We start from the raw sequence: 16,542 nt of genomic DNA, 5'->3' as shown, positions 1-16,542 counted from the left end.
AAACCGCCGGGTTACCCTGTCCTGCCCGGAGCGGGATTCGGCCCTCACAGGGTGCCGGCCGGGGGGCGCGTGCCTGCACGGTTGCAAGCTTGGGAAAACCTTGAGGCATGCTTGACATCATCCCGGCGAGCCCCGACACTTCAATGAACGCTTCAGGTGACGGTGCATGCGATGGTTGAGGAGTCATAGTGCCGGATGACGCAGCATACGACTATGTCATCGCCGGTGGTGGCACAGGCGGCAGCGTCCTGGCCGGGAGATTAAGTGAAGACCCAGCAGTTCGCGTGCTGCTGCTTGAGGCGGGCCGGTCCGACCGCCATCCTTTCATCCACATGCCCGCGGGCTTCCCGAGACTAAAGGGAGGCCCGTACCAGTGGGATTACAACAGCGTCCCGCAAAAGTACAGCAACGGCCGCAGCATCCCGCTCCCTCAAGGCCGCGTGCTCGGCGGCGGAGGGTCCATCAACTCCCAGGTCTTCACCCGGGGCGTGGCTGAGGACTACGACGGTTGGGTCGCGGACTACGGATGCGAGGGCTGGTCCGCCGCCGAGGTGTCCAAGTATTTCGTCCGCTCGGAGTCAAACTCCAGACTTTCAGGGCCCCACCACGGAACTCAAGGGCCTCTGGGCGTCTCTGACCCCCGGCGACCGCACACGCTCTCGGCGGCATTCGTGCAGGCGGGCCAGGAGTTCGGGCTACCCTACAACAACGATTTCAACGGCGCAAAGCAGCTCGGCGTCGGCTTCTACCAGACCACCACCAGGAACGGCCGACGGTGCAGTGCAGCCGTTGCCTATCTAAAACCCGCGCGCCAGCGGCCCAATCTTACGGTTCGAGTCAACGTAACCGTCTCAAAGGTGGTCATCAATAATGGCCGCGCCGTCGGCATCCAGGCCATCGAAGGCGGAGTGGAACGAACCTACGGCGCACGGCGTGAGGTGATCGTCGCCAGTGGCGCCTTCGGATCTCCGAAGTTGCTGCAGCTTTCGGGCATTGGAGACCCGGCAGACCTTGCTGCCGCCGGCATCGACGTTCTCCATGCGCTGCCGGGCGTCGGGAAGAACCTGCAGGACCACCTGGACTTGGACATCATCTACGAACTCACCGACGACCACAGCCTGGACCGGTTCAATCGCGTGCGCCCGGCGACCGTCATGGCCGGCCTCGAGTACCTGGCCTTCCGCTCGGGACCGTTCGCGTCCAACCTTGTCGAGGCCGGTGGCTTCAGCTACGCCAACACGAATGAGAAGACCCCTGACCTGCAGTTCCACTTCCTGCCAGCGGCGAGGTCGGAGCCGGGCATAGCGTCGCTGCGGCCCGGGTTCGGGGCGACGCTGAACTCGTACTTCCTGCGCCCACGCAGTCGCGGGACAGTTCGCGTCGAGTCCTCAGATCCCAGAAGGACACCGCTCATCGATCCGAATTTCCTCGCGGATGACTATGACCTGGAGATGACGATTGCCGGCGTGCGGCAGAGCCGCCAGATCATGGAGCAGCCGTCGATGGCAGCGTTCATCAAGGCGGAGCACATCGGTGACGGCTCAAGGGTCAAAACCCGTGACGAGTATGTGAATTTCGTGCGCTCCTACGGACGGACCTCCTACCATCCGGTCGGCACCTGTGCGATGGGAACCTCCGATGATTCCGTCGTCTCGCCGCGGCTGAAGGTCCATGGTCTTGAGGGATTGCGCGTGGTTGACTCCTCGATCATGCCCCGCCTGATCAGTGCCAACACCCAGGCGCCCACGATCATGATCGCGGAAAAAGCTGTGGACATGATCCTCGAGGACGCAGGCAGGGCGACACCCGGCGTCGGTGGATTCGCCGGTTCCTGCAGCGTCCCAGACGGTGTGTGAGTCATTTCACGCGCAACAAGGCACCTCACCCTGCCGGGCCGCCCGTAGAATTGATGGTGAACGTAGAAGTTCTGCCGCCGGGTCTGCGTTCGCAGCCGGCGGATTTTTCTTTGCGCTCGATGAGGCGCCCGGGGTGGACCGAATCCCCGCCGGTGCCCGGTACCGGACACCCTCCGGCGGCCGACTTCCCCCTACGAGGACGTAGGGGGTGGATTCTAGGAAGGTAGTTCTGTGAGCCAGACGTCAGATTCTTGTCTTGATACGTGGATGGGCCGTGAGGCGCTCGCCGAGGCCATGATCCCTGTGATCGGCCGGCTGTACCGCGAGAACAACGTGGTGACCTCCATCCACGGACGCAGCCTGATCAACAAGTCCACTATGAATATCCTCAAGGCCCACCGCTTCGCCCGCCGGATGAGCAAGGAAGAACTGCGCCTCGAGGAGACGGCCCCGCTGTTGGAGGCCCTGACCAAGCTGGACCTCGGCGCAGCGGCCATTGATATTGCCCGCCTCACCGAGAAGTACCGCGCCGAGGGCGACGGCGCCAGCCTGGATGCCTTCCTCCGCGAGGAACTCGCCGAGGTTGTCGGCAAGCGCGGCGGCGACGACCGCACCAGCACCGACGTCGTCCTCTACGGCTTCGGCCGCATCGGCCGGCTCCTGGCCCGGCTCCTGATCGAAAAGGCAGGCGGCGGCCACGGCCTGCGCCTGCGCGCCATTGTGGTCCGCCGCGGTTCCGATAACGACCTTGCCAAACGCGCGAGCCTGCTGCGCCGCGACTCCGTCCACGGCTCTTTCGAAGGCACCATCAAGGTGGACCTCGAAAACGACACCATCACAGCCAACGGCGTCCAGATCCAGGTCATCTACTCGGACAACCCTTCCACGGTGGACTACACCGCCTACGGCATCCACGACGCGCTCGTCGTGGACAACACGGGCCGCTGGCGCGACGCCGAAGGCCTGTCCCAGCACCTGTTGAGCAAGGGCGTCGCTCGCGTTCTCCTCACCGCCCCGGGCAAGGGCGAACTGAAGAACATCGTGCACGGCATCAACCACGGCACTATCGCCGACTCGGACACGATCGTTTCGGCGGCCTCCTGCACCACCAACGCCATCACCCCGGTGCTCAAGGCGATCAACGACCGCTACGGCGTGGTGCACGGGCACGTGGAGACAGTCCACTCCTTCACCAACGACCAGAACCTGATTGACAACTTCCACAAGGGTGACCGCCGTGGACGCTCTGCCGCGCTGAACATGGTGATCACCGAGACTGGTGCCGCCAAGGCCGTCGCCAAGGCGCTGCCGGAACTGCTCGGCAAGCTCACGGGCAGCTCCATCCGCGTCCCCACCCCGGACGTGTCGCTGGCCATCCTGAACCTGAACCTGGACAACGGCACCACCAAGGACGAAGTCAACGACTACCTGCGGGAAATGTCGCTGCACTCCGAGCTGCGCAAGCAGATCGACTACATCGATTCGCCCGAGGTTGTCTCCACGGACTTCGTCGGCTCGCGCCGGGCAGGCATCGTTGACGGCTTGGCCACCATCTCCAACGACAAGAACCTCGTCCTGTACGTCTGGTACGACAACGAGTTCGGCTACAGCTGCCAGGTGGTCCGCGTCATGGAGGAAATGGCCGGGGTCAACCCGCCGTCCTTCCCCGCCAAGGACGCCGCCTCCATCCTCGAGGCCGCCGGGCTGCCCGTAGAGGTCTAGTCCGCGGGGCCAAAGGTCCCTGACCGGGACATGTTCCTCCTTTCCCGGCCGATGCACTGGAATCGGCCGGGAAAGGGCACCACAATGGTGCCATGGAACAGAACCCGGCTCTTGAACACGAGACCACCCTGGAACACGCGCTGGACGTCGCACGGGGCAACGCGAAGGAAGCGAAGCGGCTGCTGGACGACGCCATCGTCAAACGCGGGGCCGGTGAAGTCAACGACGACCGGGTGAGCCAGCTCCAGGACCTGCTGGATCTGGCCAACGAAGACTTGAAACGGGTCACGCGGGACCAATAGCCCCGGCGTTCCGCCACCCGTCCCCAACACTGTGGACAACCTCCCGGGTGTCTGAGCGCCCGGGTAGGCTCAGGGCGTGCAGCCAGAACGCCGCCAGCGGCCGCCCTCATGACCGTCACCTGGACGGAATTTCGCAACGCCCGGCGCCGCTCCCGCCAGGCGTGGGTTCTTCTGGCCGCAGCCGGACTGGCCCTCCTCGGCACCGTGGTCTGGTTCTTCACGGCCGGCCAGTTTGCCGTCGCGGAGCCGCAGACCCCGGGCCCCAGCGAGGCCCCCGTGCTTGCCGGCGGGTGGATGTACGCGGTGGACCCAGTCCGGGCCGTGCCGGAAGGAAGCGCCGCCGGCGCGCTCGACACCCTTGCGGTCAAGGGCCGGTCGGCGAAGGACAACTATGACCGCGGCGCCTTCGGCCAGGCCTGGCTCGACGTCGACCGCAACGGCTGCGATACGCGCAACGACATCCTCCGCCGGGACTTGGAAGCCGCCGAATTCGTCAGCGGCTCCCGGTGCCAGGTGGCCGGCGGCACGTTCCAGGAACCCTACACCGGCCGCATGATCGCGTTCCGGCGCGGCGCCGAGACCAGCGCAGCGGTGCAGATCGACCACGTCGTGGCGCTGGGCGACGCGTGGCAAAAGGGCGCCCAGCAGCTCACCGCGCAGCAGCGCGAACACCTGGCCAACGATCCCCTCAACCTGATCGCCGTCGACGGTCCCGCCAACCAGGACAAAAGCGCCTCGGACGCCGCCACCTGGCTGCCGCCCAACAAGGCTTTCCGCTGCCACTACGTGGCCCGCCAGATTTCCGTCAAGGCCGCCTACCGGTTATGGGTCACGCCCGCGGAGAAGGAGGCGATGAAACGGATCCTCGCCTCGTGCCCAGGGCAGCAGACAATCGTTGCGCGGTGACGGCACTATGTCCTGTCCCGTCCTTTCGTGCATGTCGCAGGGATTCAGTGGCCCAAGCATAGGATCCGCCCCTCGCCGCTTCCGGGCTGGAGGACCCTTGCTGCCGTTCTGCTGCCCGGCGAGAATGGGCGCGGGACAAACCTCGCGCCGGAATACTGGAACGGAAACCATGGCACATCGCACGGACGATTCTGGCAAGGGGCACTCCGGTCACAGGAAGGGCTCCGCACGGCGGCGGGCTCGGCTCGACGTCGGAATCTACGAGGCCGAACTTCTCCGGCTCCAGGCAGAACTGGTTGCCCTGCAGGAGTGGGTCCGGAGCACCGGGGCGCGGGTTCTGGTTATCTTTGAGGGGCGGGACGCCGCCGGCAAGGGAAGCGCTATCAAGCGGGTCACCGAGTACCTGAATCCGCGGTTTGCCCGGATAGTAGCGTTGCCGGCGCCGACGGAGCGCGAACGCGGTGAATGGTACTTCCAGCGCTATGTGCCGCATCTCCCCGCCGCCGGGGAAATAGTCCTGATGGACCGCTCCTGGTACAACCGCGCCGGCGTCGAACACGTTATGGGCTTTTGCACCCCGGCGGAGCACAAACGCTTTATGGCGCAGTGCCCGGTCTTTGAACGGCTCCTCATTCAGGACGGCATTCTGCTCTTCAAGTACTGGTTCTCGATCAGCCATGCGGAACAGGAGCGGCGGTTCAAATCCCGTCTGGATGATCCCATGCGGCAATGGAAGCTCTCACCGATGGACCGGGAGGCAATCTTGCGGTGGGAAGACTACTCGCGGGCCAAGGATGACATGTTCATGCAGACGGACACTGCGGAATCACCGTGGTATGTCGTGGAAGCCGAGGACAAACGCCGGGCCAGGATCAACCTCATCGCCCACCTACTCGCCAGCATCGATTACAGCGAAGTACGGACAGAGCTGGTGACTTTGCCGGAGCGGCCGAAGGCCGTCAACTACACGCGCCCGCCGCGGGAGCTATTCCGCTATGTCCCGGACTTCGCGGCAAGCCTGGAAAAACCGGCCGAGGACTGAGCGCAATTGACTTCCTCAGTAGACTGCAGCATGGACATTGTGCGATACATAACGCCGCTGCTTGGCGCCTGGCAGGGACAAAACCGCTCGCGGATCATGCCCACGGACGACTACAAGGACTCGGCGGCCACCGCCACTGTCACAGTGACGGCCGCGCACTTCGCGAGCGTCGCCTACACGTGGTCAGACGGCGAGAGCCCACAGGAAGGCCTGTTGCTCCTGGCCGGCGGAGCGTCCGACGCGGAGCCCGCCACTGCGGTGTGGGTGGACTCCTGGCACACGGGCAAGGCACTGATGCAGTTCTCGGGGACCGTGGACGGGGACGGTGTCCTGCGGCTCAGCGGCTCCTTCGCGGCGCCGACCGGCCCGGACTGGGGCTGGCAGATCCACATCCACCCGGGGGAGGGCCAGGGCGCACGCATCACCATGCACAACGTCGTCCCAGGTGAAGACCCCTATCAGGTGGTGGAGTTGGTACTCGAACGGTAGGGTACCGGCATGGACATCATCCTCGTACCCGGATTCTGGTTGGACGCCTCGTCGTGGGAGGACGTCACCCCGCCGCTCACCGCTGCCGGGCATAAGGTCTACCCGCTGACACTGCCGGGCCTTGAATCTGCCGATGCGCCGCGCGCCGGGATCGGCCTGCGCACCCACATCGACGCCGTCGTGGCGAAGATCGATACCTTCGACGCGCCCGTGGCCTTGGTGGGCCACTCCGGCGGAGGGGCGATCATCCACGGCGCCGTCGATGCCCGCCCGGACCGGGTGGCCCGGGCAATTTACGTGGACAGCGGACCGCTCGCCGACGGTGGTCTCATCAATGACGAACTCCCGGCCGACGGCGACGACGTGCCCCTGCCGCCGTGGGAGCTCTTCGAGGATGCGGACCTCTCCGACTTGACCGGGGACCTGCGTGCCATGTTCCGCGCCCGCGCCATCCCGCAGCCTCGCGGCGTGGCCCAGGACCGGCAGGAGCTCAAGGACGAACGCCGTTTCGAGGTCCCGGCCACCGTCATCGCCTGCGAATTCCCGTCCTCGACGCTGAGGGAAATGATTGCCGGGGGCCACCCGTACGTGGCGGAGCTCGCACGGATCCGCGACGTCGACTACGTGGACCTGCCCACCGGCCACTGGCCGCAGTTCACCAAGCCGGCCGAGCTCGGCGCCGCCCTCCTGGCCGCCGTCGACCGCACTTCGGGGAGCTAGCCGGCCGGGTCGCCCAGTCCGGCGGGAAATTCGTCAGTGGCCGAACGGGTCCGGGTCCACGCCCGGCATCCAGGTCAGGCCCGGAACGCCCCAGCCGCTGCGCTTGGCCTGCTTCATGGCCTTGCGCGAATAGCGGTCGATCAGCCGGTTCACGTAGAGCTTGCCGTCGAGGTGGTCGTACTCGTGCTGGATGACCCGGGCGAACCAGCCGGTTGCCTCGAATTCCACCGGCTTCCCGTCACCGTCGAAGCCCTGGACCCTGGCCCACTCTGCCCGCTTGAGCGGATACTGGCCGCCCGGGAAGGACAGGCAGCCTTCCTCTTCCTCGTCGGGGTCCGGCAGCGCGCCGGAAATCTTGGAAAGCGTCAGGACAGGATTGACCACGACGCCGGTGGGCGGGGCGCCGTCGTCGTTGTCGTACTTGTACACGAAGAGCCGACTGCCGACCCCCACCTGGGGAGCGGCCAGCCCGACGCCGTTGGCGGCGTCGTTGGTCTCGAACATGTCGGCGATCAGGGTGCGGAGCTCGTCGTCGAAGACTTCGACTTCCGCGGCCCGGCGGTGCAGCACGGGCTCGCCCCAGATCGTAATGGGCAGGACGGTCATGTCAGGGGGTTCCTCGGGTGCTGTTGGAGACGCGGCGTCTCAGCCGGCAATGGTGCGGCCGACGACGTCGCGCATGATTTCGTTGGTGCCGCCGAAAATCGTCAGCAGCCGGGCGGCGAGGTAGGCCTGGGCCACCGGGTATTCCAGGATGTAGCCGTAACCGCCATGCAGCTGCAGGCAGCGGTCCGTAACGGACTTGGCGCGCTCGGACGCCCACAGTTTGGCGCGGGCAGCGGACGCGGCGTCGAGTTCCCCCGCGTTGAAGGCGAGGATGGCCTGGTCCACGTACGTTTCGGTGACCTCGACCTCCGTCAGGATGTCCGCGAGTTCGAAGCGGCTGTTCTGGAAATCGATGACCCGCTCGCCAAACGCGTTGCGGTCCTTCGTGTAGCGGACGGTCGCCTCGTAAATGGCGCGCACGACGGCGGAGCTGGCCACGGCGATCGCCAGACGGCCCTGGGGGAGCTGTTCGGCCGCGTACTGCAGGCCCTTGCCTTCCTCGCCCACCAGATCGGCGTGCGGGACGCGGACGTTGTCGAAGAACAATTCGGCCGTGTCGGAGGCTTTGAGGCCCATCTTGTCCAGCTGTTTACCGGTGTTGTAGCCCTCGCCCTTCTGGACCATGAACAGCGAGAACGAGTCGTGGTTTCCGCGTCCGGTGCCACCGTCGGTGCGGGCCAGGACCAGGGAGGCGTCACCGGAGATGCCGTTGCCGATAAACGTCTTCTGGCCACTGATGAGCCAGTCGTCGCCGTCGCGGACGGCCTTGGTGCGGATGCCGCGCAGGTCGGAGCCGGCCCCCGGTTCGGTCCAGGCGACCGAGGTGACCTTGTCGCCGGAGACCATTCCCGGCAGCCAGCGGGCTTTGAGATCATCGGAGCCGTAGGCCAGCAGATGGGGGAGGACCATGTCGTCGTGGAGGTGGAACGCCAGGCCGACCGCGAGGTGGTTGCTCTTGGCGAATTCTTCGTCGAGCACTGCCCGGAACCGGTAGTCGGACATCCCCATGCCGCCGAACTCTTCCGGCACGGCGAGGCCCAGCAGGCCCTGCTCGCCGGCCGCCGACCACAGTTCCCGGGACATCATGTGGTCCTCGTCCCACTGCGCGTAGTGCGGGGCAATCGCGCGCACGTTGAACTCGGCGGCCATCTCACGGAACATCTCGTGGTCTTCTTCAAAGAGCTTGCGCTTCACTGCGTTTCCTTCCAATGACAGATCCCGGGACAACTGCGCCGTACGGTCAAAAACTCGGTACAGACAACAAAGGCCGCACCGGATATCCGGTGCGGCCTTTGGAAAAGGTCGGACAATCACTGCCGTCCTTCATGAGGGTGAGCGACGGGGGTTGAACCCGCGACCTCCTGGACCACAACCAGGCGCTCTGCCAACTGAGCTACGCCCACCATGTGCCGTATCGCGCCCTCCGGCGAACCGGCTGGCTGGAAAGGCAACGACAAATAGCTTACCTGTTGTTTGGGGGTGGTTTTGCCACTTTTGCGATTTTCACCAAAATTTCCGCGAAACGTGGCGCAGATTACATTCCTGCGCCACGTTTCGCGGCGGTGCCGGCGGTTGGTTTCCGTCAGTGTGCCGCTACTGCGCCGGATTGGCGGCGGCTGCCTCGCCGTCCATGACGCGTTTGGCGATCCGCTGCGCCGTGGCACTGTCCGGGCCCGGCGCCGGGACAAACACGGCCTCGCGGTAATACCGGAGTTCGTCAATCGAGTCCTTGATGTCGCCGAGGGCCCGGTGCCCGCCCAGCTTGGCGGGGGACTGGAAGTAGGCCCGGGCAAACCAGCGGCGGGAGAGTTCCTTGATGGTGCTCACATCGATGACCCGGTAGTGCAGGTGCTCCACCACTTCGGGCATATCGCGGACCAGGAACACGCGGTCGGTGCCCACGGAGTTGCCGCCGAGCGGGGCCTTCCGGGGGGCCGGCACCCATTTCTTGATGTAGTCGAGCACCGCTGCCTGCGCTTCGGCCATGGTCTTGCCGTGCGGGAGCTCCTCAAGAAGACCGGACCGGGTGTGCATGTCGCGGACAAAGTCGTTCATCTGGGCCAGCGCGGCGTCGTCAGGCTTGATCACGACGTCGACGCCGTCACCCAGGATGTTGAGCTCCGAATCTGTCACCAGGGCGGCCACCTCGATGAGGGCGTCATTCTTGGTGTCCAGGCCGGTCATTTCGCAGTCAATCCAGACGATGCGTTCGTTAGTAATAGGCACCCGCCCAGCCTACCGTTCCGACGCCACAGAGCCGTCCGGTGCTAGGATTTCGGATACGCGGCCGTCGAATTATTTCGTCAACCGATTTCTTCAACGCGGCGCCCCGGGCCGGACAATGCGGCTAGCTGTGGGCGGAAATATGGCCCACAACAGATTGGACGATCCTGACATGACGGCGCCTGTGCCTGCGGCGGGGGGAACGGCTGCCGGTACGTCCCGCACGTCCACGTCCCGCCCCTCTGCGTCCGGCCGGTCTGCGCTCGGCCCGGCTGAGCTCACCCCATTGGGGGACGGTGCCGTTGGCGACGTCGACAACCCCCGGTCCCCAATCCTTGCCGGGTTCCTGGGATCGCTGTTCATGACGATCGGTTCGATGGGTGTCGGCTGGCTCGCCCCCGCGTCCGAGCTCCGCCGTGTTCCGCTGTTCATCTGGATGCGCACCGAGGCCCTTGGCGTCGCCCTGTCCATTGTCCTGCTGGCCTTCGGCGGGATGCTGCTGGTCCGCGCCTGGCTGCGGCTCGGCCAGCGCGTCCGGGTCTGGGGAGCCGGCGCCCGCAAAGCCACGCTCCAGGCGACGGTGGCCTGGGGCCTGCCGCTGATGTTCTCCGTCCCGCTGTTCAGCCGCGACGTCTACGCGTATATCGGCCAGGGCCGGCTCATGGTGGAAGGCTTCAACCCCTACGAAAACGGCATCTCTGCGCTGTCGAACTACTTCCAGCTGGGCGCCGACAGGATGTGGACCGAGGCCCCCGTCCCGTACGGCCAGCTGTTCCTGTGGATCGAACAGTTCGTGGTCTGGGCCACCAATGTGCACCCCGAAGGCAGCATCATGCTGTTCCGGCTGGCCGCACTCGTGGGCGTCGTCCTCTGCGTGATCTACGTGCCAAAACTGGCCGAGCTGCACGGCGTGAACCCGAACCGGGCCCTGTGGCTGACGGCAGCCAACCCGCTCTTCCTCACCAACTTCATCGCCAGCGTCCACAACGACGCCCTCATGATCGGCCTTGCCCTGGCCGGCCTGTATTACTGCGCCACCCGCCGGGTCATCCTTGGCATCGTGCTGGTCACGCTGTCCATCTCGGTCAAGCCGATCACGGTCGTCTTCCTGCCGTTCATCGGCCTGCTCTGGGCTGGCAAGGGCGCCAGCTGGCCGCGCAAGTTCGTCTTCTGGGCCCTCACGGCCGGCATCAGCCTGGCCCTGCTGTACCTCATGAGCCGGGTCAACGGCTTCGGTTTCGGCTGGATCAACGGGCTGTCCGCGCCGGGCAGCATCTGGATCTGGTACGCGCCCGTTGGCCTGGTGGGCCTGATCGTGGCCTCCATCTCCAACGCCTTCGGGCTCGACGGCTGGGGACTGGCCAAGTGGGTGTTCGACGCCGGCAAGCTGCTCGCCGTCGGGATCGTGGCCTGGCAGATCTTCCGCGGTGACTACGACCGGCTGATGCGCCGGCTCACCCTGGCGTTCGCCGCCGTCGTGCTCCTGTCCCCGATGATCCAGTCCTGGTACATCGTCTGGCTCATCCCGCTCTTTGCCGTCACCGGCATCCGAGATGACTGGCAGGTCAAGGCGCTCTACTTCATCGTGTCCTTCTTCATGGTGTACGCGATCTCGGACCAGCTGGACGTCTTCCCGTACCTGCAGACCGCGGACCTCGGCCTGGCCCTGGCGCTGGCCCGCAACGCCGCCGCGATCATCGCCCTGCTGTTTGCCCTGTACCTGATCTTCCTGGACCCGAAGACCAAGCTGCTGTTCAGCAAGTCGGACGAGCCGGTCACCACGCGCCCGATCATCTAGGCCGGCAGGTTCCTGAGCGCTTCCTTGCGGGAAAGCGGGCTGAGATCGTCCCAGTGCCGCTGCACGAAGGCCCGCACCCAGGCCGGATCCGTCCTGGCGTACTGGCGCAGCGCCCACCCGATGGCCTTGCGGATGAAGAACTCCGGATCATCGAGGTTGGCCTCGATTACTGCGGCCAGGAGGGCCGTGTCAGTGGCCGCCTTCGCCCCCAGCTGCGCCGTAATGGAGGCCCTCCGGACCCAGAAGTCGTCGTCCCTGCTCCAGCGCCCCAGCACCGGCGTCAGCTCTGCCCGGTGCGCCTGCAACAGCGTGCCCAGCCGGTGCGCCACCCCGTCCACCAGGTCCCACCAGGCTCCGGTGCGGATGATTTCCTCGTACAGCGCCAGCATGCTCAGTTCCCCGGCGGCGAGTTTGAGCCCCGTGAGCTCGATCGCGGCATAACGTTCCTCACGGCAGCTGGCGCTCCGCCACAGCGCGAGCACGGTGGACTGCAGCTCCGCCAGGCCGCCCGGCGGATGGGCCGCCGCCTCGGCTCGGACGATCCTGCGGACCTCGGGAACGCGCACGCCCAGTGAGGGCATCTGCGATTTCATATAAGCCTGCGCCCCCGCGGCGCGGCCAGGATCGGCCACCGCCTGCAGCCGGCCGCGGATCGCGTCAATCAGTTCAGTGGTGACCATGAGGCCACTGTAGACATCCTGCGGCGGGCTCTAGAGTTGAACCCAGCAAGCCGCGGCTCCGCGTCGGAAGGAAACCCATGTCCATGATTAAGAGTCCTGAAGAGATCGCACTGATGCGCGAGGCCGGCCGGGTGGTCGCCAACACGCTGGGGCGGGTCCGGGAGGCCGCCGCCGTCGGCGTCTCGCTCAAGGAACTGGACGAGGTCGCCGCGGCGTCCATCGCCGACGCCGGCGCCACGCCGGCGTTCCTGAACTACCGGCCGCGGTGGGCGTCAGTGCCGTTTCCCGGGGTCATCTGCGCGTCCGTCAACGACGCCGTGGTGCACGGCATCCCCAACGAGTACCGGCTGCAGGACGGGGACCTGCTGAGCGTGGACTGCGGCGCGTTCCTGGACGGCTGGTGCGGCGATGCCGCCGTCAGCTTCATTGTGGGGACCCCGGACCCGGTGGACCAGGCCCTCATCGACGCCACCGACGCCGCCCTGGCCCGGGGGATCGAAGCGGCAAGGATCGGGAACAAGATGGGGGACCTCGCCTACGCGATCGGCGGGGCAGCGCGGCGGGCCGGCTACGGGCTGCTTGCCGATCACGGCGGCCACGGGATCGGCCGGACCATGCACGCCGAGCCGCACGTGCCCAACGACGGGCGTCCCGGCCGCGGCATCAAACTGACCGAGGGCCTGGTCATCGCCATCGAGCCGATGCTGATTCTCGGCCGCAAGGACGACTATTACCATGACGACGACGAATGGACCCTCCGCTCGGCGAACGGTCGCCGCGCCGCGCACAGCGAGCACACCGTGGCCATCACCGCGGACGGGCCTGTGATCCTTACGCTGCCCTAGGGCTAGGGCTAGGGCTAGGGCTAGGGCTGGGGCCTGGGACCGCGGCGGGCTCCAGTCGGGGGTGCGGCCAGGCGCACGACGGCGCGTCCCGGCACCGCGTCGCTGACGACTGTGAAACCGGCCGCCAGGAAAAGCCCCAAGGTGCCGTGATAGAGGTCTGCCGGGCCCGCCTTGGGCCGTCGCGCGGGATCAACCGGATAGCCCTCCACCACGGTGGCGCCGTGCGCGAAGGCGTGCTCGACGGCGGCTGCCAGCAGCGCCCCCGCCACACCGCGCCGGCGCTGGCCGGGGGAGACGACGAAACAACTGACTGACCACACCGGGTTCCCGCCGGGATCCCGGGCCACGTCAGGGGCCGACGTCAGGACCTTCGAGCGCAGGATCCTTGGATAGCACCCGCGGGGCTCGACGGCGCACCAGCCCACTGGATGCCCGTCGCGGAAGGCCAGGACACCGGGCGCCGGCTGGCCGCCGTCGAACTTGTCCCTCAACTGGCTCTTGCGGTCCTCCGGCGTCGACGCGGACCACTCGCTGCCGGTCACGGCGAAGAACCGGCACCAGCAGCGTGACGGTTCGCCGCGGACGCCAAAAAGACGCTCGACGTCGGGCCAGTCCGCCGCGGCGGTGGTAATGGCTGGCTGGCTCCGGGGGTCTGCTTCGCCCATGGATAGAGGGTAGCGCCTGGCGGCTTTAGCGCGTGCGCGTGCCCGGGCCGGCCTGTCGGCGGACACGATGCGCGGCGAGCCGCAGTTGAATGATGCGGGCCGCTCCGGCGATCGCGACCAGCACGCCGCCGCCGACGGCCGCGATGAACAAGGCAACGCCGAGCGGAACCGACCCCTCGAGGCCAAAGAACTTCACCTGCACATATTCCTGGTTCTGCAGGATGAAGGCGATGAGCACGATCAGCACCACCAGCGCACTGGCAACCGCGGCCCAGACCATTCCCGCGCGGGTGACCTGGCGCGTTTCCGGGGCAGGGGTGGGGGCAGGGGCCGGCGCCGGCGCCACGGGTGCCTCTGCACGGGAGGTATCAACCTCGGAGGTCCCGGACCCGGACGTGGCGTCGGCGGTCCCCGGGTACTGGGTGGTCAGGGCATCGTCGGGATTGTTGGGGTCGAATCTGCGGGGTGTCTCGGTCATGGCGGCCGTGCCTTTCGATTGCGGGCAGGGCGCACAGACTTTCCCTGGCGCCCTGCCGGTCCACTCAATACTAAGCGTGCTGATGGCCGGCGGGGTGTCCGGGCGGTTGGGCGCGCGGTTCGGGCTGTTGGCACCGGCCCGGGCACGGTATAACGTCACAGCCAAGGGATTGCCTTGAAGAGGAGGCGCGGCCGTGACCATTATCGACATCGCCGTCTATGTGGACGGTCACCGGACCGCCGACCCGGAAGGCCTCGAGGAAACGTATTTTCTCCTGCGGCAGCGCCAGGGCATGGCTTGGATCGGGCTCTACCGGCCGGAACCTGAGGAGCTGCGCTCGGTGGCCGAGGAATTCGACCTGAGCCACCTGGCCGTGGAGGACGCGCTCGCCGGCCACCAGCGGGCCAAGCTGGAACACTACGGCGAGACATTGTTCCTGGTGCTGCGGCCCGCCCGGTACCTGGACGAAGTGGAGAAGGTCGAGTTCGGCGAGATCCATGTGTTCGCCGGCCCGGACTTTGTGGTGACTGTCCGCCGGGCAGAGTCTCCCGATCTGGCCCGGGTGCGCCGGCGCATGGAATCCGAGCCGGAGTTCCTGGCGCTCGGTCCGGACGCGGTGCTGTACGCGATTCTGGACCAGGTAGTGGACGAGTACGAGCCGGTGGCCGCGGGGCTCGAAAACGACATCGATGAAATCGAAGATGACCTGTTCGCCGCCGATCCCGGCGTATCGCGCAGGATCTATGAACTCTCCCGCCAGGTCATCACTTTCCAGCGTGCGACAGCCCCGCTGGCCGGGATCCTGCAGACTCTTATGGGCAGCGGGCCGGACGGGGTGCCGGACCCCGAACTGCAGGACCATTTCCGCGACGTCCTGGACCACGCCATCAGGCTGGGGGAGCGGGTGTCCGCCTTCCGGGCGCTGCTGCAAAACGCGCTGGCCGTCAACGCAGCCCTCGTCGCCCAGCGGCAGAACGACGAAATGCGGCTCCTGACCGAATCGAGCTTCGCCCAAAATGAGCAGGTCAAGCGGATATCGTCGTGGGCTGCCATCCTGTTCGCCCCGACGTTGATCGCGTCGATCTACGGCATGAACTTCCGCGACATGCCCGAGCTCGACTGGATCTTCGGCTATCCGATGGCACTCGCGCTCATGATCGGCATGGGCGGTGCGCTGTTCCTGACGTTCAAACACAACAAATGGATTTGAGGATCCGGCTGAAATAGGAAGCGGCTCTGACCTTGCGTTGTCGCAGGTCAGAGCCGCTCTCTTGTGCCCCAGGAGGGAATCGAACCCCCGACCGGCGGATTAGAAGGCCGCTGCTCTATCCCCTGAGCTACTGGGGCACGGTGGCACCCGCCGGCCGCTGCCGGGGGACGCCTCAAAAAGTTTACAGTGCCGGACGGCCGGTGGGGGTCAATGCTGGCCGTTCGCCTGTCCGGCGGCCCGGACCACTCCCCACCACAGGCCGCAACGCCGCGGCCGGCAGCCGGTTTTCCACATGGCACAACCGGGCCCTCCCCGGTGACGGTCCGCGGCGCGATGCTGGAACTGCCCGGCAGGGCACGACAACTCGAGACAGGACATGAGAATGAGCGACAACATTACGGTCCGGGGCTTCGTCGCCTCGGAGATCAGAAGTTCGACCACCCCCGGCGGCGTGCCCACGGCGTCCTTCAGGCTCGGCGCCACCGAGCGCCGCTACGACCGCGGCTCCAGCACCTGGGTGGACGGCAACACCAACTGGTTCACTGTCCAGGGCTACCGGCAACTGGCCGGCAACATCGGCTGCAGCATCAAGAAAGGCCAGCGGGTCATCATCGTTGGCAGGCTGAAGATGCGCAGCTGGGAAAAGGACGGCAGGGTCTACCACGTCGCCGAGATTGACGCGGAGTCAGTCGGCCACGACCTCATGTGGGGCTCTGCCAACTTCACCCGCTCGGCCGCAGCAGGAAACCAGCCGGCCGCAGGACCTGGTGCCGCTGGTGCGCCTGGCGGCGGAGACGGCGACGACGCCGGACCCCAGACCCAGTCCGGGGATACGGGCGGGGATACCGGCGGGGACGGCGACGGCGGTGCCGATGACCACACGACCTTCATCAACGACGCAAGCGGCGAGGAAGAGGAGGTGGACCAGGAGACCGGCGAACTGAAAGGGGCCGCCGCCTGAATCCCGGGCACCGGCGGGCAATGCCCGGGCACCGGATCG

Annotated in this window: 17 protein-coding genes and 2 tRNA genes; 11 read left to right on the top strand and 8 right to left on the bottom strand. The window is 66.5% G+C overall.

Features of this window, described 5'->3' with window-relative positions; genetic code table 11:
• Positions 1-188 precede the first annotated feature (188 nt).
• The 7 genes from MRBLAR12_RS05030 (at position 189) to MRBLAR12_RS05000 (ending at position 7,037) form a co-directional block, all read left to right on the top strand.
• A complete protein-coding gene (locus MRBLAR12_RS05030) occupies positions 189-1,856 on the top strand; it encodes a GMC family oxidoreductase (RefSeq protein WP_229994484.1) in 1,668 nt (555 codons plus the stop codon).
• 231 nt (positions 1,857-2,087) lie between these two features.
• Positions 2,088-3,578 carry a glyceraldehyde-3-phosphate dehydrogenase gene (locus MRBLAR12_RS05025; protein ID WP_290369375.1) on the top strand — a complete coding sequence of 497 codons (1,491 nt, stop codon included), beginning with the start codon at positions 2,088-2,090 and terminating at the stop codon, positions 3,576-3,578.
• A gap of 92 nt (positions 3,579-3,670) precedes the next feature.
• Positions 3,671-3,880: a hypothetical protein gene (locus MRBLAR12_RS05020; RefSeq protein ID WP_229994485.1), complete on the top strand. Its 210-nt coding sequence runs from the start codon at positions 3,671-3,673 to the stop codon at positions 3,878-3,880.
• Between the two features lie 108 nt (positions 3,881-3,988).
• Positions 3,989-4,786: an HNH endonuclease family protein gene (locus MRBLAR12_RS05015; protein ID WP_229994486.1), complete on the top strand. Its 798-nt coding sequence runs from the start codon at positions 3,989-3,991 to the stop codon at positions 4,784-4,786.
• 169 nt (positions 4,787-4,955) lie between these two features.
• Entirely contained in the window at positions 4,956-5,828 is an 873-nt protein-coding gene (ppk2, locus tag MRBLAR12_RS05010) for a polyphosphate kinase 2 (RefSeq protein ID WP_229994487.1), read from the top strand.
• Positions 5,829-5,858: 30 nt separating this feature from the next.
• Positions 5,859-6,317, top strand: a complete 459-nt coding sequence (locus MRBLAR12_RS05005; protein ID WP_364743999.1) for a DUF1579 family protein — start codon at positions 5,859-5,861, stop codon at positions 6,315-6,317.
• Positions 6,318-6,326: 9 nt separating this feature from the next.
• The gene (locus MRBLAR12_RS05000) at positions 6,327-7,037 is read left to right on the top strand and encodes an alpha/beta fold hydrolase (protein ID WP_229994489.1); all 711 of its coding nucleotides are present in this window, start codon (positions 6,327-6,329) and stop codon (positions 7,035-7,037) included.
• A 33-nt stretch (positions 7,038-7,070) separates the two neighbouring features.
• Here the strand turns inward: MRBLAR12_RS05000 and def are convergent, their stop codons facing one another.
• The 4 genes from def to orn form a co-directional block, all read right to left on the bottom strand.
• Positions 7,071-7,643 (bottom strand): peptide deformylase, encoded by a 573-nt coding sequence (gene def / locus MRBLAR12_RS04995; RefSeq protein ID WP_364743995.1) that lies wholly within the window; start codon positions 7,641-7,643, stop codon positions 7,071-7,073.
• 39 nt (positions 7,644-7,682) lie between these two features.
• Positions 7,683-8,837: an acyl-CoA dehydrogenase family protein gene (locus MRBLAR12_RS04990; protein WP_229994491.1), complete on the bottom strand. Its 1,155-nt coding sequence runs from the start codon at positions 8,835-8,837 to the stop codon at positions 7,683-7,685.
• Positions 8,838-8,973: 136 nt separating this feature from the next.
• A tRNA-His gene (locus MRBLAR12_RS04985) sits at positions 8,974-9,046 on the bottom strand.
• 190 nt (positions 9,047-9,236) lie between these two features.
• Entirely contained in the window at positions 9,237-9,869 is a 633-nt protein-coding gene (orn, locus tag MRBLAR12_RS04980; RefSeq protein WP_290369376.1) for an oligoribonuclease, read from the bottom strand.
• 169 nt (positions 9,870-10,038) lie between these two features.
• Here orn and mptB point away from each other — a divergent pair, with 169 nt between their 5' ends.
• Entirely contained in the window at positions 10,039-11,664 is a 1,626-nt protein-coding gene (gene mptB / locus MRBLAR12_RS04975; RefSeq protein ID WP_229994492.1) for a polyprenol phosphomannose-dependent alpha 1,6 mannosyltransferase MptB, read from the top strand.
• On the opposite strand, the gene MRBLAR12_RS04970 is transcribed toward mptB, so the two are convergent.
• Positions 11,661-12,344: a DNA alkylation repair protein gene (locus tag MRBLAR12_RS04970; protein ID WP_229994493.1), complete on the bottom strand. Its 684-nt coding sequence runs from the start codon at positions 12,342-12,344 to the stop codon at positions 11,661-11,663. The two genes, mptB and MRBLAR12_RS04970, sit on opposite strands and share 4 nt — an antisense overlap.
• A gap of 77 nt (positions 12,345-12,421) precedes the next feature.
• Here MRBLAR12_RS04970 and map point away from each other — a divergent pair, with 77 nt between their 5' ends.
• Positions 12,422-13,189: a type I methionyl aminopeptidase gene (gene map / locus MRBLAR12_RS04965; RefSeq protein ID WP_229994494.1), complete on the top strand. Its 768-nt coding sequence runs from the start codon at positions 12,422-12,424 to the stop codon at positions 13,187-13,189.
• Between the two features lie 20 nt (positions 13,190-13,209).
• Here map and MRBLAR12_RS04960 read toward each other — a convergent pair whose 3' ends face one another.
• Both MRBLAR12_RS04960 and MRBLAR12_RS04955 read right to left on the bottom strand, forming a co-directional pair.
• Positions 13,210-13,854, bottom strand: a complete 645-nt coding sequence (locus MRBLAR12_RS04960) for a GNAT family N-acetyltransferase (RefSeq protein ID WP_229994495.1) — start codon at positions 13,852-13,854, stop codon at positions 13,210-13,212.
• Between the two features lie 25 nt (positions 13,855-13,879).
• Positions 13,880-14,332, bottom strand: a complete 453-nt coding sequence (locus MRBLAR12_RS04955) for a LapA family protein (protein ID WP_364743989.1) — start codon at positions 14,330-14,332, stop codon at positions 13,880-13,882.
• Positions 14,333-14,525: 193 nt separating this feature from the next.
• On the opposite strand from MRBLAR12_RS04955, the gene MRBLAR12_RS04950 reads away from it, so the two are divergent.
• Positions 14,526-15,542, top strand: coding sequence for a magnesium and cobalt transport protein CorA (locus tag MRBLAR12_RS04950; protein ID WP_229993394.1), 1,017 nt, complete (start codon positions 14,526-14,528; stop codon positions 15,540-15,542).
• Positions 15,543-15,606: 64 nt separating this feature from the next.
• Here the strand turns inward: MRBLAR12_RS04950 and MRBLAR12_RS04945 are convergent.
• Positions 15,607-15,679 (bottom strand) — tRNA-Arg (locus MRBLAR12_RS04945).
• Positions 15,680-15,924: 245 nt separating this feature from the next.
• Between MRBLAR12_RS04945 and MRBLAR12_RS04940 the strand changes: the two genes are divergently transcribed.
• Complete coding sequence (locus MRBLAR12_RS04940) at positions 15,925-16,503, top strand: single-stranded DNA-binding protein (RefSeq protein ID WP_229993393.1); 579 nt, start codon at positions 15,925-15,927, stop codon at positions 16,501-16,503.
• The last annotated feature ends 39 nt before the right edge of the window (positions 16,504-16,542 follow it).

The organism is Arthrobacter sp. LAR12-1-1.1 (genome assembly GCF_040676555.1).
Taxonomy (GTDB): domain Bacteria; phylum Actinomycetota; class Actinomycetes; order Actinomycetales; family Micrococcaceae; genus Arthrobacter.
The sequence above is the reverse complement of the archived record's forward strand: the minus strand, read 5'-3'. Positions and strand labels throughout refer to the sequence as shown.

Excerpts from the sequence above, each read along its gene's own strand:
- MRBLAR12_RS04955 (WP_364743989.1), bottom strand. The coding sequence starts at position 14,332 with ATGACCGAGACACCCCGCAGATTCGACCCCAACAATCCCGACGATGCC.
- ppk2 (WP_229994487.1), top strand. The coding sequence starts at position 4,956 with ATGGCACATCGCACGGACGATTCTGGCAAGGGGCACTCCGGTCACAGG.
- MRBLAR12_RS04940 (WP_229993393.1), top strand. The coding sequence starts at position 15,925 with ATGAGCGACAACATTACGGTCCGGGGCTTCGTCGCCTCGGAGATCAGA.
- MRBLAR12_RS04970 (WP_229994493.1), bottom strand. The coding sequence starts at position 12,344 with ATGGTCACCACTGAACTGATTGACGCGATCCGCGGCCGGCTGCAGGCG.
- MRBLAR12_RS04960 (WP_229994495.1), bottom strand. The coding sequence starts at position 13,854 with ATGGGCGAAGCAGACCCCCGGAGCCAGCCAGCCATTACCACCGCCGCG.
- def (WP_364743995.1), bottom strand. The coding sequence starts at position 7,643 with ATGACCGTCCTGCCCATTACGATCTGGGGCGAGCCCGTGCTGCACCGC.
- mptB (WP_229994492.1), top strand. The coding sequence starts at position 10,039 with ATGACGGCGCCTGTGCCTGCGGCGGGGGGAACGGCTGCCGGTACGTCC.
- map (WP_229994494.1), top strand. The coding sequence starts at position 12,422 with ATGTCCATGATTAAGAGTCCTGAAGAGATCGCACTGATGCGCGAGGCC.
- MRBLAR12_RS05020 (WP_229994485.1), top strand. The coding sequence starts at position 3,671 with ATGGAACAGAACCCGGCTCTTGAACACGAGACCACCCTGGAACACGCG.
- MRBLAR12_RS05005 (WP_364743999.1), top strand. The coding sequence starts at position 5,859 with ATGGACATTGTGCGATACATAACGCCGCTGCTTGGCGCCTGGCAGGGA.
- MRBLAR12_RS05015 (WP_229994486.1), top strand. The coding sequence starts at position 3,989 with ATGACCGTCACCTGGACGGAATTTCGCAACGCCCGGCGCCGCTCCCGC.
- MRBLAR12_RS05000 (WP_229994489.1), top strand. The coding sequence starts at position 6,327 with ATGGACATCATCCTCGTACCCGGATTCTGGTTGGACGCCTCGTCGTGG.